Origin of the sequence: Duganella sp. Dugasp56 (assembly GCF_047304105.1) — a bacterium.
Taxonomy (GTDB): domain Bacteria; phylum Pseudomonadota; class Gammaproteobacteria; order Burkholderiales; family Burkholderiaceae_D; genus Rugamonas; species Rugamonas hordei.
In genome coordinates, this window is sequence record NZ_JBGLYQ010000031.1 from 46,172 (window position 1) to 61,271 (window position 15,100).

At 56.9% G+C, this 15,100-nt stretch carries 16 protein-coding genes and 1 pseudogene; 4 read left to right on the forward strand and 13 right to left on the reverse strand.

Annotated elements, in window-relative coordinates; genetic code table 11:
- Positions 1 to 35: 35 nt before the first annotated feature.
- Positions 36 to 638: an Ig domain-containing protein gene (locus ACCD07_RS21290; protein ID WP_413448486.1), complete on the reverse strand. Its 603-nt coding sequence runs from the start codon at positions 636 to 638 to the stop codon at positions 36 to 38.
- 3 nt (positions 639 to 641) lie between these two features.
- Positions 642 to 1,715, reverse strand: coding sequence for a M12 family metallopeptidase (locus ACCD07_RS21295; RefSeq protein WP_413448487.1), 1,074 nt, complete (start codon positions 1,713 to 1,715; stop codon positions 642 to 644).
- 439 nt (positions 1,716 to 2,154) lie between these two features.
- Between ACCD07_RS21295 and ACCD07_RS21300 the strand changes: the two are divergent.
- Positions 2,155 to 2,670, forward strand: a pseudogene (locus ACCD07_RS21300) (DNA adenine methylase); the annotation flags it as partial.
- 102 nt (positions 2,671 to 2,772) lie between these two features.
- Here the strand turns inward: ACCD07_RS21300 and ACCD07_RS21305 are convergent.
- Together ACCD07_RS21305 and ACCD07_RS21310 are read right to left on the reverse strand one after the other, a co-directional pair.
- Positions 2,773 to 3,006, reverse strand: coding sequence for a hypothetical protein (locus ACCD07_RS21305; RefSeq protein WP_413448488.1), 234 nt, complete (start codon positions 3,004 to 3,006; stop codon positions 2,773 to 2,775).
- On the reverse strand, positions 3,006 to 3,755 hold the full coding sequence (locus ACCD07_RS21310; protein ID WP_413448489.1) for an SOS response-associated peptidase: 750 nt from the start codon (positions 3,753 to 3,755) through the stop codon (positions 3,006 to 3,008). Before ACCD07_RS21310 ends, ACCD07_RS21305 begins: the two co-directional genes overlap by 1 nt.
- Before the next feature lie 96 nt (positions 3,756 to 3,851).
- On the opposite strand from ACCD07_RS21310, the gene ACCD07_RS21315 reads away from it, so the two are divergent.
- A complete protein-coding gene (locus ACCD07_RS21315; protein WP_413448490.1) occupies positions 3,852 to 4,526 on the forward strand; it encodes a hypothetical protein in 675 nt (224 codons plus the stop codon).
- Between the two features lie 133 nt (positions 4,527 to 4,659).
- Here the strand turns inward: ACCD07_RS21315 and ACCD07_RS21320 are convergent, their stop codons facing one another.
- Positions 4,660 to 4,941 carry a hypothetical protein gene (locus tag ACCD07_RS21320; protein ID WP_413448491.1) on the reverse strand — a complete coding sequence of 94 codons (282 nt, stop codon included), beginning with the start codon at positions 4,939 to 4,941 and terminating at the stop codon, positions 4,660 to 4,662.
- Positions 4,942 to 5,866: 925 nt separating this feature from the next.
- Positions 5,867 to 6,484, reverse strand: coding sequence for a recombinase family protein (locus tag ACCD07_RS21325; RefSeq protein WP_413448492.1), 618 nt, complete (start codon positions 6,482 to 6,484; stop codon positions 5,867 to 5,869).
- Between the two features lie 310 nt (positions 6,485 to 6,794).
- Here ACCD07_RS21325 and ACCD07_RS21330 point away from each other — a divergent pair, with 310 nt between their 5' ends.
- On the forward strand, positions 6,795 to 7,766 hold the full coding sequence (locus ACCD07_RS21330) for a hypothetical protein (RefSeq protein ID WP_413448493.1): 972 nt from the start codon (positions 6,795 to 6,797) through the stop codon (positions 7,764 to 7,766).
- A gap of 241 nt (positions 7,767 to 8,007) precedes the next feature.
- On the opposite strand, the gene ACCD07_RS21335 is transcribed toward ACCD07_RS21330, so the two are convergent.
- From ACCD07_RS21335 to ACCD07_RS21365, 7 genes are all read right to left on the reverse strand, one after another.
- Positions 8,008 to 8,583 (reverse strand): hypothetical protein, encoded by a 576-nt coding sequence (locus tag ACCD07_RS21335; RefSeq protein ID WP_413448494.1) that lies wholly within the window; start codon positions 8,581 to 8,583, stop codon positions 8,008 to 8,010.
- Positions 8,584 to 9,122: 539 nt separating this feature from the next.
- Positions 9,123 to 10,463, reverse strand: coding sequence for a tyrosine-type recombinase/integrase (locus ACCD07_RS21340; RefSeq protein ID WP_413448495.1), 1,341 nt, complete (start codon positions 10,461 to 10,463; stop codon positions 9,123 to 9,125).
- A 504-nt stretch (positions 10,464 to 10,967) separates the two neighbouring features.
- Positions 10,968 to 11,237 carry a hypothetical protein gene (locus tag ACCD07_RS21345; RefSeq protein ID WP_176652018.1) on the reverse strand — a complete coding sequence of 90 codons (270 nt, stop codon included), beginning with the start codon at positions 11,235 to 11,237 and terminating at the stop codon, positions 10,968 to 10,970.
- Positions 11,238 to 11,300: 63 nt separating this feature from the next.
- Positions 11,301 to 11,801, reverse strand: a complete 501-nt coding sequence (locus tag ACCD07_RS21350; protein ID WP_176652017.1) for a PEP-CTERM sorting domain-containing protein — start codon at positions 11,799 to 11,801, stop codon at positions 11,301 to 11,303.
- Positions 11,802 to 11,881: 80 nt separating this feature from the next.
- Positions 11,882 to 12,469 carry a TadE family protein gene (locus ACCD07_RS21355; protein WP_176652016.1) on the reverse strand — a complete coding sequence of 196 codons (588 nt, stop codon included), beginning with the start codon at positions 12,467 to 12,469 and terminating at the stop codon, positions 11,882 to 11,884.
- Between the two features lies 1 nt (position 12,470).
- A complete protein-coding gene (locus tag ACCD07_RS21360) occupies positions 12,471 to 12,929 on the reverse strand; it encodes a TadE family protein (RefSeq protein WP_176652015.1) in 459 nt (152 codons plus the stop codon).
- Entirely contained in the window at positions 12,926 to 14,389 is a 1,464-nt protein-coding gene (locus ACCD07_RS21365) for a pilus assembly protein TadG-related protein (RefSeq protein WP_176652014.1), read from the reverse strand. The genes ACCD07_RS21360 and ACCD07_RS21365 overlap by 4 nt, the downstream gene beginning before the upstream one ends.
- A gap of 152 nt (positions 14,390 to 14,541) precedes the next feature.
- On the opposite strand from ACCD07_RS21365, the gene ACCD07_RS21370 reads away from it, so the two are divergent.
- Positions 14,542 to 14,907, forward strand: a complete 366-nt coding sequence (locus tag ACCD07_RS21370) for a VOC family protein (protein ID WP_176652013.1) — start codon at positions 14,542 to 14,544, stop codon at positions 14,905 to 14,907.
- The last annotated feature ends 193 nt before the right edge of the window (positions 14,908 to 15,100 follow it).

Below are 15,100 nucleotides of genomic sequence, written 5' to 3' on the forward strand. Positions count from 1 at the left end.
ATGTATTCGCAGAGCTTCTACTGCGCCTTATGTCATCATAAGGAAGTACGTCGAGTTGGACGAAACCGCTGCTCTGCATTGGGGACCGGAGCCGGCGATACTGGGAGTATGAACTCCTTGATTCTGGTTGATAGACCCGCGTCCGTTACCGTCACTGTAAAGCTGAACGTCCCGGAGATCGTCGGCGTGCCGGACAGCGTGCCATTCGTGTCCAGCGTCAGCCACCCAGGCAGCGCTCCTGCGTCAACAGTCCATGTGTATGGGGCTCTGCCACCCGACGCGACCAGCGCAAGGCTGTAGGGCTGGTCTACAACAGCAGAACGCAACTGCCCATCAGGTGCGAGAAGTTGGTTCGGGATCCGATATGGCGGTTTGAAATTTTCTGCACCTTCCGGCACGAGGCGCCCTAATGTGGATTCGACGATGGTCTTCGTCGCTGCCCACTCCTCCAGATAGTGGCTAAAAGCGAGTCGTGCAGCGATGAGTTTGTCGTCGTCGTGCCAGCGCACGTGCGCTTCCTGGAGGAGATCAGCGGTTGAACTGTCGAGCGTGTCACGCAAAGCCTTTTCAGCCGCCTTCAGTTTTTCGATTTGATTGTTAAGATCGGAAATCGCAGGAGGGGTAGGCCAGCCCTGCATCGATTACCACAGCATCACGGACGAGATGCTGTCTGGATTCCGATATAACATGCGTATGTTGATGTGGTACGTCCTGTCTTTTTGCAGGCGCAGCTTGATGTACGCATTCTCGTCTTTACCGCTGTCATCCTTGCCCAACAGGTATTCGCACCCGTCGTTGTCGTGCTCAAAGACGACGAGTACGGCGTCACAATTACCGAACGTGCGCACCTCGTACTGGCGAGACATTTCGGGCGTGAATTTGAAGGTGATCTGTTCTCCGTGCTGCAGCTGAATCGCTTCTGATTGACCGATCTTTAGCGTATGCAGGTCCACTTCCCCGATTGGTGGGTAAAACCGGCGTGTCCACGCCATGTCCAAGTCCGACAACTTGTCTCCTGACGGGTTGATGCCCGTCTCATTGAAAGGACTCGGTGCACTGATCATCTCCGGCGCAAATGAATATTCCATGATGGAGGCTGGATCCCACTTGGAACCCTTGATTTCACTTTTCTCCAACTTGTTTAGGATGTTGTTGCGGATCGTCTGTTCGTCCCAGGAGTTCGGTGGCTCGGAAAACGCCGTCATCACGGCCGCCACATTCCATACTATTCCGGCATTGGGGTTCTGGTGTTCGTGAGGCAGGCCGATAGCATGGCCAATCTCATGGATGGCCACTCCGACTGTGCGGGGATCCTGCAGTAGGTCCCATCCAAAATTCATTGTAGGCTGGCCAATAGGAATCGAGAGACAGTCGCGGCCGATGTACGACCAAGCGCCATCACCGCGCATGAATGCGATGCGGATCTGGGCCGTATCGATCTCCGTCGTTTCCTCGAAACTGATGCCTATGCCGAGATTTTTCCATGTCTGGAAGGCATCGCGTACCAGGTCGGTCTCGGCCTTACCGGATGCTCGGCCGTCGTCGGTAAAAAAGTAATATTTCAACAGAGTGCCATTCGCCCAGTATTTGCTGGTAATGATGATGGTCTCGGCGCGGTCGAGCGAAACGTTCGGGTCGAACGCCCGTGCGGGACAGGGTTTCAGGCTGCATTGGAGAAGGTCTTGCGCTGGCGTGTGCTGCGGCTGTGTGCTCATACATCTCCCGATTAGTTTTGGTTTTGGTTATGGTGGTGTTGTCGTTCCTGGAAACTACTGGAACCAAGGCGGTTCGGCCTCGGATGATTACTATGCGCCTGCTAAAGTGGAGGGGGTTTGTGTTTGATCAAGCTGGCTTTCAATGAGAGACATGTGCGGATGACTAGGCACCGGATACCAGGCGCCGGAGCGTGATCTATGGGCCGGCAAGCTGCAGCAGGTGGTTCAGATGTGGTGGATTCGGAATCTGGAAGCGCTGTCTCAGCGACCAGCAATCGCGGCGAGCAAGAAAAAAGGATGACTTTGTTGGCGTACGGTGAAACCCTCGGCGTGAAAGAGGGGATGGTTTGGACCCAACAGCAGGCCGACGAGACGCTACGACGTCGCGTCGCGCAGTTTATGGTCGCCACCCTCAAGCGTTGTCCTGCGCTGCACCTAGACACCACCGCATACGTTGACCGACATTCAGAAGGCCGCGCGGTTTTTCTACCTGCAGCAGCAGGCTTTCGGAGGCAAGGTGGAAGGGCAGACATGGGGCACTGCGACGACGGCGCCACCAGTCAATCTCTTGCGCATCGAGGAGAACCTATCTGCGGCACATTTTCGGCTCGCCTCGGCCTACATAGAGAACCTGGACTGGTATGCGCTCATGGAGCGCTATGACCGGCCTCACATGCTGTTTTATCTGGATCCCCCATATTGGCAGACGGCGGGTTACGGCGTCGAGTTCAAGTTTGAGGAGTACCAAAAAATGGCGGACTTGATGGCGCGGCTGCAGGGGAAGGCGATTCTTAGTCTCAATGATCATCCAGACATCCGTCGCGTTTTCGCGCGCTTCCAGATGGACACGACGGGCATCAATTACATCGTTGGTGGCGGTGGCAAAGGGGTGGAGCGTAACGAGCTGATTATCTACAGCTGGGACAAAGCCGCAGAGCCAGCAGGGCTGTTCTAAGTACTGCAGCAGTGCAGACGTATGCACTGCTGCAGTCAGTCTATTCCGGCAGAATCGTTCCGGCCATTTCTGCTCCATCTCCGCCGGCATTCAATGCCATCGTCACGTTGGGCGCTGCTGATGCCCGACTACCACCAGGTCCTTCGCGTTGAAGACCTCGAACCTATCTTCGCCATCTTCCATCCAGGTGCAGTAGACGCCGTTGCGTACGCCCTCCCATACATGTTGCTCTCCCAGCGCCGCGCCGTCGACTCGCATTGCCGGCCCATTCGGGTTGCCGCGCTGCTGAACGATATCGCCATCCGTCGGTGGTTTCGCTTCCATCATCATCTCCATCAAAATCCTAAATCCAGTGTCTCGGCCGGCGCCGGCTCTTGCGCCTTCTTAGCGCGCGGTGGTACCGGATATTCCCACGACGTCATTAGCTCGGCCGGGTAGGGGCGCAGGAAACTGCGCGCCCGCTCCGGATCCTTGCATTCCAACCAGTCGTCCCATTCCTCCTGCGGCACAATAACCAGCGCCCGCTTCTCGTCGCCAGGCTTGTGGAAGCGCCGCATCAGCGGGTGGTCGTCGGCGTTCATGGTCAGCTGCGTGAATGACGCCTCCTTTCCTGCCTCGCTTTCCCATTCCCGCCACAGGCCGGCGACAGCGAACATCGACTGGTCCGCCATCCCGATTCCCCAGCGCACCGGCTTGCCGCTTTCGTAGCACGGTTCGTAAAACGCCGTCATCGGCACCAGGCACAGCTGCGTCCGCTTCCAGGCACTGGAGTAGGTGGGCAGCTGGCCCACCGTCTCGCTGCGCGCATTCATCGTGTCATAGGCCTTGAATTTCTTCTTTTCCGCAGGCGCGTCCAGCGGTAGCTTTGCGATCCGCGCTTCATGAGCTTGGCGTTGAAACTTCATGGGGTACATCCCGTAGCTTGCCAGCACGCCTTCGCGCCCGCCGGCGCCGTGGCGAACGATCGGCGCGCCGTAATCCTTCCAGGTCTCGGTCTTCCAGAAGCCAGTATCGTGCAGGTCGATGATGACGCCCATGACGGATTCAAGCATTGCGGGATCGGGCGGGCGGAAGTTGACGCACATGATGTCAGCCTGTCTTGTATGGATCGCCAATGATAGCGCTTTTCTGATTCGTCTATTATACTGTACAAACATACAGTATTTAATTCGGGAAATGAGATGAAGGCATGGGTAGTTCGGCGGCGGGATGCTGGGGCGGCGATGGTGGCACCGGCACCGGTGGTGGAGGGCGCCTCGCTGTTGGAGCTCCTAGTTGTTGAAATTACGGAGGAGGGGAATCGCCGCCCGATCAAGGTGGCGAGATTGCAGCCGCTCGGTGAGCCTCGGATCCTGGCGCAGTTGAAGCTGCCTATGCTGGTGCAACTGAAGGGTTGGAAGATGGTGCTGAGCGGCATCGAGGAAGTACGGAACGAGACCGGCCGCGTTAGGGGAGTCGCACAGACATGGCTTTGCGAGTTGAGGCTGCCTGAGAACGCCGTAGGCTTTTGCGTGAAGGATACCTATATTTGCGGCGTGCGCGTTCCGCGCGGCGCTCTGCATCAGGCAAGCAGTTCCCGAGGCAGGATTGTCGTGGCCGGCGATCACTCGAATGCACTCCAGCGCCAGACGAGCTGTGCGGAGTTGCATCACCACCAGATCGCGACATTTCCGGCAAAGCGTCTGATCGACTGCCATCTGGATTTCATTTCTGACAGCAGCTTCGGCTTGGGCGGCCTGGTCATCCGTGAGGCCCATCAGGATCGGCCGCAGCTTTTGGAGCGCGGTGGCTGGCTGTGCGAGTTCGACGTCATGGAGCGGCAACTGACGAAGGCGGAGTACCGTATGTTGCGGTAGCGAGTCGGCCGAGCTGCGCCAGCGGCGTGGCTTTTAGCGTAACTCTGGGAATGGCCCCTGTCCCAACATGGGAGGAATACGCCAATGCATCATCATTGCCAAATGTGGCCTCCCGTAAGGAGGCCACATCAGCTTAAAGTTGTTGAAGGCCCTGCCACATACGTCCGGCCGACTTTGTTACAAACACCGCTGGGTTCTTGCGAACCCCCTCAGCAACTCCGTAGACGGCATTCAATACCGTCTGTGCGTCGGCATTTGTGTCAGCAGCGTACTCCGCTGGAGGGAGCTTGTAGTTCTTCCCATCGTCTGCGGTAATGTGCGTTACTACGCCAATTTTGTTGAGCTTTTCGTGGAGAGCGTAGTAATGTTCCCACGTTGCGTCATGCAATTCGACGCGGATAGAGTAAGTTGTCATTGAAGACTCCAAAAATGTTGTGGAATTTCCCTGAAGTGTGGGATTTTTCACTTAATTGACATAGAATGGAGTCCTGAATCTTGATTCGTCAAGGTTCAGGACGTGGTTCGCAACTAAGGTCCTAATAAGATCATATGGATGCTAGCCATATCTGAGCCCTCCTTACCAGCTAAGCATTGCTGGGTATGCAACCGCGCCGCGCGGTGGGTTTGATCGGAAGCCACCACTCCCTGCCAGGAGTTGGTGGCTTTGTTTTTGCGATACTGCAAACCTATTTTAGCCCACTCGGATGCCGGGCCTACCAAATTTGGCGAGCGTCCCATCGCAAAAAAAACAGCAGATTTTTCTTGACATATGAAAATATAATAAAAATATTTGCAAATGTAAATATTTTTGCCACGAGAATAATCTGTGAATAGAAAGTACTACATTCGGTGTTTTGGCTTTGATTTGTAACTAAATATAGTAAATCTTTCTGTGGATAAGTTTGTGGGTAACTAAATTTGCCATATGCATACGGTGCGTTGCGCGCTGTTTTTGTTCTTTCTGGCAACATATAAAAATTGCGAGGGCACTGTTTTTTTAGACAGTTTTTGTCTCATATTTGCAACGAAATAACTTCCCTGGAATTGTTTAATTTCGCAAAATGAAAGGCGGTATCAGCGTTATGACGAGGAATGGCAACTTAATGCCAACCGAGTCGCGCCAACCCGCAGGCATCCTCATTTTCCGTGGGTTCGATTCCCGCCGTCCCACCACCTATTTGTTTCAAGCAGCCTCAGTAGTACAAAAAAACCGCCTCCGAGCGGGTTTTTTACTATGAGGAGCGTCCGTCATTGTGCGTGGACGTCCGCCGACATCCGGCGGCGATGTGGGGTACACCTGACGTGATGGGTGAGGTCATCTAAACTACTACATCACCGTGTCAGGCTGTTGCCTTGAGAAGCGCGGCCTGTTTTGCCACAGTGCCGCGACTGCATCCAACTAATTTCAGGATTTCGTTCCAGCTCGACTGGCCGGCCTTCAAGTGCCTCTGAATCAGAGCGTTGCGCTCCGTGTCCTCAACCCTGCCTTGATACTTACCTGCTGCTTTGGCCTTTTGTACTCCTTGTGCTGCGCGTTCGCGTCGGGTGGTGTAGTCCTTCCGAGCGATTGCTGCCAACATGTCGAGCATCATGCTGTTTATGGCATCGAACATGCGCGCGGTGGTTTCGTCCGTGGTGGTCATCATCCAAGAAGTAGGCAGGTCTAGCGCGACAACCTTAATATGCTTCTCGTTCAACGCCCGCTTGAGCTTGGACCAATCCGCTTCATTCAGGCGCGACAGGCGGTCGACCTGCTCAATGAGGAGAATGTCACCTACAGTCGCATCTGCGATTAGCTCAAAGAGGGCCGGGCGTTGCAGCGATGCCCCGCTTTCGTTCTCTGTGTAGAAGGCGGCGATAGTTATATTGCGCTCCGCAGCGAAAGCTTCTAATTGTCCCTTAGCACGGGTCGCATCTTGGGATTTTGTTGACGCTCTTAGGTAGGCTCGTACAAACATGTTCTTCCTTACGTTCTGGTGGCAGCTGCTTTAGTGCGGTCTAGTATACATAGTTCATTTTTATTGGTCTATTATAAGTGGTTCTTTTTATTTTTTTTGCCTGACAGCAGAGAAGCCCCAAGCGGTCCGGTTAGGGCATGCCCAAAATAAACCATCATAGAAGAGTGCAACTTCTTCCTTGTCGTTTCAGTCGGCACAAAAGTGAGGTATCGTTCATCCGCATCGTAGGCGGATTCGTTAAACCTTTCTTACGCAATATGTGGAAGCTAAGGGGCGGCTCAGGAAGACGTTCACCGAATCAGTTCAGTGGATGTCACGCTATCTGGCGCGAACACTTCAAGGATGGGGGGAAATTATGGCAACAGCTGTGCAGGTTATTCAAGCGGCTCAGGGCTCTGCGGAGGGGTGGCTGGGTGCTCCTTGGGTTATTTGGTCAGGGCTAATTAGTGCATTCGTGGCGTCCGGTGTTGCAGCTTTTACAGTACGTGCGTCTAGTAAGAACAGTCTGCGGCTACTAGCGAAACAACACGCCCGCGATGACGCAGAAGCAGACAGACAGCGCCAGCACGATGCGAAGCAAAAGGACGAGGATCGAAAAGGGCTCATTAGGAGAGAGGTTTATTTAAAGGCCGTGGAAGAAAGCCATGCTCTACTAGGGTACATCGGTGGCCTATCAGAGCGGCCATTAAACGCGGGTAATGATGCGGATGGTTTGCAGTTATTTCTGAGAGCAAATGCAAAAGTCTGGCTAGTTGCTGATGCGGAAGCGGCTCATCTTTCCCGCGATCTTGCAAGCGATTTTGCCGAGCTCTTTCTACATGCGAGGGCTATAACTTATTCGATCCGAGTAGCTATGGAGCCCGTACATCGTCGGACGAAAGAGATTGCATTCGCAGAAGGTGAAGCTAGACGCCTTGTTTCTCAACTCACGGATGCCAAGGCAAGGAATGCGAGTCCGGAAGAACAGGAAAAATTGAGCGCTTTGGCGGCGGATGCCTATGAATACGTGAAAGCGCTTGAACTTGCCCAGCAGCAGGCTATGAGCATTATTGCCCCGATGCGCATGGAAGCTTTTAAAGCGACATTTGGGAGGCTTCGTTCTGTCCAGCGTGTATTGGCCAAGTCGGTAAGTGCTCTACGTGAAGAATTGAACTTGCCTCGGGACGACGAAGAGTTTATAGAGCAGCTCAAAGACATGGAGAGGCGGGCATGGGCCGCAGTGAACAAAGCGTATGGCATTGATCCACCCGAAGCGATGCCGGAAATTGTTGAGCCTGTTTGACCATCGACCACTTGCTGTCGCGCCGATGAAAATGAAAGCTGTCCGGCAAGACATTGGCACTTTCCCAACATTTCTCTCCTTGAACAAATCGGTATTAGCCAACTTAGTGTTGGTACTACCCTGGCTCACGTCATAGCGTTGACCACGAAAATTTGTTCGGGTCACCCGTTCTTACGGAGCGCCGCAAGCCACCTATTCTTATGCATTCGCCACAATTCAATGCACGTACTTAAATGCGGAATTAATGATAAGTCCTATTGCTTCTTGAACATGAATACACCTCGCCTCCAGTAGGTTTGGTACGTATTTTGTGTAAATATGAAGCCCATTGTTTGGCGTCATCTATTTTATAAGGCTTCGACAGCGGAAGGCTCATGTAATTTCTCCCAGAATGGATTTCGTTTTTTGGAGGGTTAACATAAACATGAATACCTCTTTGTGCGGCGTATTTTACTAACCATCCATCTTTCTTCATGTTAAGAATGTGATCTGGATTAAACAAATGGCTTTCAATGCAGATGAAAATATGAAGATGCTCACCTTTGCCCTTAGGGGAATCGTCTATCTCTCTCCCCGAGCGGAAGCTTGCTTTTAATTTTTTTCGACGGAGATGTTGCATTAAATCTTTGAGAACTGCTTTTTGCATCGAATAGCTTGCCCACCCCACTAGATCGGGTAGATTATTTAAAACAATATGGTAGAGACGTGGGCTGTGATAGGTTTCTGCACAGTTATCTATCCAATCCCATGTCATTTTTGTTTGATGAGGTGCGTGATTGCCTCCATTGGCGTCGGTTACTACTGTGTTGTATTGCATTTGGGTTGCCCCTTTCTTTGGTGCTTGGTGCGTTTTGCTCCTTGGGTGGATGGGTGTAATTACTAGTTCTCTAGCATCTACTACATATAACAAAATGAAACCCCTATGAAATAACCGGGGAAGTTAGGCAAAATGACGCCGAGCACTAGGATGGATTTCCTAGCATTCATGCGGTATTGAAGGGGGAGGTACTAGTTACAAGTGCAGTGTTTCTAAGTCACTTGTTTTGAGGCAGGGGATAAATCATACAGATTTTTTCATTGCGTGTCAATGTTTCAATTCTTGGGCGCATTTAAAGGCTATTTGCGGTGGAACTTGCTGCCCTAGCTACCTCCGATGCTCACACCTGGAGGAGGGCGCGGGTCGTAATGGGTAATTGTATTATGACAACCAAAAATACCAGTCATTAAAAATGTCCATTGGCGCATAAGCGGGCCCTGCATGTGGGGTAGTGGCTCCTCCGGCGGATAAATCGCTTGAAGGTGCCTTTTCGTTCATCTACAAGGCATTCATATAGATTCGAAACATGCACGTTGCGCTTATTTGATAGTTGCGTCGACTGATTCTCGGGGGGCTTGTCCATTTTCGGCAGAGGTAAGTTGGTCGAGTAGGGTGCCGAGCTTAGCCCACGCGTCTTGCTGCTCCGTTGCGTAGCCAAAGCGCTGGTAGATCCGCTGCATTCGGTTTTGTTCTGCATGATTAGTAATGCGTTCGATGATGTGCTGCTTCACCCCGAGACTTTGCATGAGGGTTGCCCCCGTGCGGCGTAGATCGTGCGGCGTCCACTTCTCCCGGGACAGGACTAACGAATCACCAGCCTTGCTGCGGTTCTTGAGCGGTTTGGCGTCCCTGAGTGATGCCTGACGATCGCCAATCTGCTTCGTTGGTGCTTTCGTGTTCAGGTGGTCAGTGCCGTCCTCGTTCGGGAAGCACCACTTGCTACCGCCAGTAATGTCTTTGAGAGCCAGGAACTGGCGCTTGGAGAAGTCGGACAGGTAGATGGTGTGTTCAGGAGCCTTGCCCTTGGTGTTCGATTCCGGGATGAACCATTCGCCCTTGTTTAGGTCGACATGCTGCCACTCTGCCTTGACCGTTTCCCCTATCCGGGTGCAGCAGGATAGGGTGAGCCAGATTACAAGCTCTGTGGTCTTGACCAGTCGGGCCGCAGGCAGCTTGGCTACGAGTGTCTTGATTTCATCCTGCGATAGCACGCGGTCGCGTTCTTCTTCCTTGTATTCGGGTTGGGTGATGTCTTCGGGTTTTAAGTTCAACGTAGGATCGTCCACCAGCAGCTTCCACGGGCGACGGCCATTGGCCCACTTGAACATCTGTTTCAGGTTGTTCAGGATGACTACGGCCTTGCGGTTGGTGCCGGCGTGGGAGACGGGCTGTATCAGCGCCTTGATGTGGCCTTCTTCCAGTTCGCGCAGTGGCTTGGTGCCGATGGCTGGCAGCACGTCACGACCGAAGGAGCGTTTCAGTTCTGCGCCTCCGTCCTTGCGGCGGGTGGTCGGGAACCATGCGTCATACAGGTCTTGCACGGTGGCGTTCTGGGCCTCCTGCTGGGCGGTCTGGGCTTCAGTGGCCTTGGCTTCCGTTTCAAGCTGCTGTTCGTAGTTGATGCCCTGCTTGCCCAGCGCCCGGAGTTCTGCGGTCTTGGCCCGTGCATCCATCAGGGATATGTGGGCTGCGTCGGTCTTGAGGCCGAAGCGCTTGGGGATGCGGTATTCGATCTGCTTGCCGCTGACCGAGTATCGGACGAAGAACACCTTTTCGCCATCCGTCCCTACGCCGATCCAGAGGCCGGTACTGACCTTGTGGCGCTGGTACTTCGCTGCCGGTTGCAGCTTGACGATTGCTTGTACTGTGAGGTCTGTCATCTGGCTCCTGTACACTAGCTGTACACTAGAAAAAGTTGGATTCAGGTATTTTCATCTGGACTACTTTGGACAAATGCAATACCCAACTAATTGATTCTACAGGAACTTTTGATTGGTGTGGATGGTAGTGGATGAATGGTGAATTACATGGGGTGCAAGGGGTCGGAAGTTCGAATCTTCTCGCCCCGACCAATAGAATCAAAGACTTAGGCCAACCTTCGGGTTGGCCTTTTTCTTTGGGCGCAAGGATGACGAAACCCGCCGCGCTCATTCGAGCATAAACGGCTACGTGACTTTCCAGAAGGCGCCGGACCAAACTCCGGCGGCGCACCATGACCGATACCACGCATCCGAGTAAGCAACTGGTGCGCGACTATCTCGACTCGCGCACGCGCTCCACGGAGCCTCCACCGGCGCCGGCCGAAGTGCGCAGGCAACTAGGTTGGGAGCTACTGCCGCAGAACCGTCAGCCGGACCGCGTAGACGAACCGCAAGCCTACCGGCTTACTCTTCAGTCGCGGCCTCTTCAATTGCTATGCGAACCTGGTCGATAAATCCCAGATCCACTGCGCCGCCGGCCGGTCCATCCTGGTAGTAGGTGTGGATGCCGTCATGGTGCTCGACCACCCAGATATCGGTTTCGATGCGCTCCGACTTGCCGCCGATGCTGATGGCGTCGATCTTCTGAGAGGCACCATGCTGGATATGCTTGATAACGTTTTTGGTTCGCTCAGTTGCGAGCGGAATGTAGGTTGCTGCAGGGCGTACAGACATTGATTCCTCCTGATAAGGAACCCATGGTATGCGCCTTGGGATATGGTCGGCGCGCCGTTGAAATCAGGCGCGGCGGCGGCGCGCGAGTAGGCCCATCAGGCCCGCGCCGGCCAGCAGCAGGCTGTAGCTTGTAGGCTCTGGCACGCTGCTGATCACGCCGCTGCTGACCGTGCGGAAGTTCATGCAGTTGTCGCATTCGTAGCTGTTGCCCGACAAGGCCAGCGTGCCGCCGGCGTTGGTGAGCGGCGCCACCGCCAGCAGCGACAGGTAGGGCGTGCCGGTATTGCTGAACCACGACACGCTTGACGGCAGGAAGGGATTGTCGAAGAAGTGGCTGGTGGCGGTGTCGTAGGTGTAGGCGCCGAGGTCGGGACCGTTCGACGTGCTCAGGTTGAAGGTGGTGGAAACGTGCGTGTCGGCATCATAGGTGAACCAGCCGCTGGCGGTTGCGCCATCGCTGAACGTGACCCCTTGCAGCGTCCAAGTCACCGGGGTCGCCTGAACCGCGCCGGCGCATACCATGGCCGCGAGCAGCAGCGATTTGATGAAAGTCGAGCCGTTCATATGTTTCCCCTGATGAAATATCTGATGCCATTTAATAATTTTTTTAGGATAGCATTTAAATAAGCGGACTGCACCATAATTTACGGGCACATCGGGCTGCCGGGCTGCATGCCCAGCGATTCCGCCCGCACGATGGTGGTCGAGGTCGGCAGCGTAGCGGGAAAGCTGATCAGCGGCATCAGAGTCTGGTACTGGACCGGGTCGCAGGCGCCGTCGGCGGAACCGGGGGCGCACAGGCGTACCCGCACGAAGCGGATGCAGCTGGCGCCGTTGGGATCGGCGACGCAGTTGAGGCGCTGGCGGGCCACGCAGGCCGGCAGGCTGGCTGTGGGAATCGGCGTCAGCGTCAGGATGCCGCCGCCGTTGTACGCCAGCGACAGGTAATCGATGTGGACGTAGGCGTCGGTGATCGGGTCGCCCAGCAGCAAGGTGCCGGGCGAGTCGCGAAACACCGCCTGCTGCCGCACCGCGGCCATCGCCGCGGGATCGCTGAAGTCGCTGACGGCGGCCATCATGGCCGCGCGGCGGCTGACTTCCTGCAGGGTGTTGAGCAGGTAGATCGCGCGCGCCATTTCCATCACGGCAAACATGAAGGTGAAAAAGATCAGCGAGACCAGTGCGAACTCGGCTGTCACGACCCCGCGCTGACGGTTGGTCTTGGTCCGCATCTCAGTTCCCCACGTAGCGCATGGTGGCCTTCGCGGTCAGGTCGACGCCGTTCAAGCCGTAGGGGTTGACCGGCACCAGGTCGTCGCCCAGCAGGCTCTCGATGCGCACCCCCACGTTGACCGGGATGCTGAAGCCGGCACAGGCTCCGCCGCTGTTGCACATGACGCTGACGACCGGCGGGGCGCCGCCGGTGTGCAGGTCGGCGATCTCGGCATCGGCGATGGCCTTGGCGATGGCCACCGTGCCGGCCATGCGCGCGGAGGAGCTGACCTCGAGCGCCGGCGCCGATGCCAGGTAGCGCGTCGCGTCGTGCGTCGCCTTTTGCATCACCTGGTAGTGGTACAAGGTGCGGCCGAGAAACACGGTCGCCGCCAGCAGCAGCACAAATGCCGGCAGCACCAGCGCCAGCTCGACGGCAGCGATGCCGCGCTGGCGGCGGCTCCGATGGCCGCGCGTCATGGCAGCAGCTCCACCGTGCCGCCCAGTTCCTGGTCGTCGACGGCGCCGGCAAACTCGGCGCTGAGGGCGGTGCCGGTGGCTTTCACCGTCATGAAGAACCTGCCGATCGCCAGCACGGAGGCGCTGACGGTGCCGCCCGCGGGAACAGGGCAGGACAGCAGGGCCACGTTCAGCACGCGGCGCCTGGCCAGGCCGGGCATGTTGGCGCTGGACGGCGCCTGGAAATTGACGCCGGACAGTGGCTGGTAAGGCGTCGTCGCCGGATAGGAGAGCGCGGTCGGCACGCCCGGCGCGTACAGCGTGGCCCAGTTGGCCGGCGCGAAGGTGGCGTAGCCGGCCGCCGGTTCGGGCACGCCCGGCGTGTAGGCGGTGAACTTGACCGACCTGGCGTACGACCACAGCAGGCCGTAGTCGCCGGCGGCGTAGCTGGTGGCGCCGTTCAGCGGGTCGGCGGCGGTCCACAGTTTGGTGCCCTCGGTGGTGCGCTGCTTGGCGGTCTGGAAGTTACGCGCGTTGTTCATCCACGGTATCGTGCCGTTGTAGTCGTAGGACTTGACGTTGGCGTCGGGCGGCGCGCCGTTGGGGCTGCAGACACCGCCGCCATACTGGTCGAAGCGCGAGTTCAGCTGGTTGAACAGCGTGGCGAGCGGAAAGCCGCGCCGCACCGTGATGGCGCCGCCCTGCAGGCGCGGCATCTGCAGGTTGCCAGCGCACACGAACGGGCCGACGATGGCGTCGGCGGTGTTGGCCGCCGAGCCCGCCGTGCCGGGCGGCGACAGCGGATCGATGACGAAATTCTCCGGCGTCAGCCCGTTCGGATTGAGTTGCATCAGGTCGTAGCCGACACCGCGCCGGAAGCCGTACTCCACCAGTTCGTTGCCCGGCGCGCCAGGGTTGATGCGCTCGCCGGCGTGGGTGGTCGACATCGCGCAGATCGCCAGCGGCGTGGCGGCGATGGTCAGGCGGCCGGCCGTGGCGCGCGCGGCGGCGCTGACGGTGGCCAGCTCGCTCGACAGCACGCGCATGAAGATGGTGTCCAGCTGGCTGTAGGCCGAGCCCAGCCTGGCCGTGTCGACGCGGGCGTACAGCAGGCCGGCGGGCGCGGCCAGGGCGGTGGCGGCGTCCACCCAGACGGCCGACGGCCCGTCCGGCGCGGCGCTGAAGCTGAGCGCCGCGTCGGACCAGCTGACCCGCAGCTTGTTGTACTGGTAGTTGAAGTCGGCGGCCGCGTCGGCGGCCCTGGCCAGCGCATTGCTCACCCCGGCCGGCGTGCCGGTCAGCTGGCGCGCGGCGGCCAGCGCGGTGGCGTCCGCCAGCGACTGCAGCTCGGCCTTGCGGTTGTAGAGCTGGGCCAGGTCGAGCGCGAAGCCGATCATGCCCAGCAGGCCGATCAGCGCCAGTCCGAACATCAGCGCGAAGGCGCCGCGCTGGCGCCGTAACAAGCGGCCCTTGTACCCCATGCTGCCCTCCGGAAAACAATATCGTTGAGTTTATCCAGGCGGAAACATTTGAATTTGATCGGGGACAAGAAGGGCGGCGCACGCTCCTGACAGAAACTGTCACAGCTTGCCATTAACATAAGGCCATGCTTACCAACCAAGAGGAGAACACCATGATCAGCCCTAGCTTTGTTTTGCTGTACGTCGACAATCCGGCCACCAGCGCCGCCTTCTACGCCGACCTGCTGGGCCAGCAGCCGGTGGAAGCATCGCCGACGTTCGCGATGTTCGTGCTCGAGTCCGGCTTGAAGCTGGGCCTGTGGTCGCGTCACACGGCCGAACCGAAGGTGATCGCCTCGGCCGGCGGCTCCGAGCTGGGCATCGCCGTGGCCGACCGCAGCGTGGTCAACGACATGCACGCCGACTGGTCCGAGCGCGGCGTGGCCATCGCCCAGCGCCCGGTGGCGATGGACTTCGGCTATACCTTCGTGGCGCTGGACCGCGACGGACACCGGCTGCGCGTGTTTGTGCCGGAGTAATGTGAAAGGCGGCCGCGAGCCGCCTTTTTTACGCCTTGCGAATTCTCGTTGACACTCAAAATCATTGGGTGATATATTCGCCTGCATGAATTGGTAACGTTTCCAATTTGGCTGTCGCCGACCGTTGTCTCTTCGTTCAGCGAAGTTGCCGGCGCCTTGGGCGGCGCCGGTTTTTTTCGGTATGATCGAGCAC

Bases quoted from the DNA above. Each gene is read 5' to 3' on its own strand.
- ACCD07_RS21290 (WP_413448486.1), bottom strand. From the start codon at position 638: ATGCAGGGCTGGCCTACCCCTCCTGCGATTTCCGATCTTAACAATCAA.
- ACCD07_RS21295 (WP_413448487.1), bottom strand. From the start codon at position 1,715: ATGAGCACACAGCCGCAGCACACGCCAGCGCAAGACCTTCTCCAATGC.
- ACCD07_RS21305 (WP_413448488.1), bottom strand. From the start codon at position 3,006: ATGGAGATGATGATGGAAGCGAAACCACCGACGGATGGCGATATCGTT.
- ACCD07_RS21310 (WP_413448489.1), bottom strand. From the start codon at position 3,755: ATGTGCGTCAACTTCCGCCCGCCCGATCCCGCAATGCTTGAATCCGTC.
- ACCD07_RS21315 (WP_413448490.1), top strand. From the start codon at position 3,852: ATGAAGGCATGGGTAGTTCGGCGGCGGGATGCTGGGGCGGCGATGGTG.
- ACCD07_RS21320 (WP_413448491.1), bottom strand. From the start codon at position 4,941: ATGACAACTTACTCTATCCGCGTCGAATTGCATGACGCAACGTGGGAA.
- ACCD07_RS21325 (WP_413448492.1), bottom strand. From the start codon at position 6,484: ATGTTTGTACGAGCCTACCTAAGAGCGTCAACAAAATCCCAAGATGCG.
- ACCD07_RS21330 (WP_413448493.1), top strand. From the start codon at position 6,795: ATGTCACGCTATCTGGCGCGAACACTTCAAGGATGGGGGGAAATTATG.
- ACCD07_RS21335 (WP_413448494.1), bottom strand. From the start codon at position 8,583: ATGCAATACAACACAGTAGTAACCGACGCCAATGGAGGCAATCACGCA.
- ACCD07_RS21340 (WP_413448495.1), bottom strand. From the start codon at position 10,463: ATGACAGACCTCACAGTACAAGCAATCGTCAAGCTGCAACCGGCAGCG.
- ACCD07_RS21345 (WP_176652018.1), bottom strand. From the start codon at position 11,237: ATGTCTGTACGCCCTGCAGCAACCTACATTCCGCTCGCAACTGAGCGA.
- ACCD07_RS21350 (WP_176652017.1), bottom strand. From the start codon at position 11,801: ATGAACGGCTCGACTTTCATCAAATCGCTGCTGCTCGCGGCCATGGTA.
- ACCD07_RS21355 (WP_176652016.1), bottom strand. From the start codon at position 12,469: ATGCGGACCAAGACCAACCGTCAGCGCGGGGTCGTGACAGCCGAGTTC.
- ACCD07_RS21360 (WP_176652015.1), bottom strand. From the start codon at position 12,929: ATGACGCGCGGCCATCGGAGCCGCCGCCAGCGCGGCATCGCTGCCGTC.
- ACCD07_RS21365 (WP_176652014.1), bottom strand. From the start codon at position 14,389: ATGGGGTACAAGGGCCGCTTGTTACGGCGCCAGCGCGGCGCCTTCGCG.
- ACCD07_RS21370 (WP_176652013.1), top strand. From the start codon at position 14,542: ATGATCAGCCCTAGCTTTGTTTTGCTGTACGTCGACAATCCGGCCACC.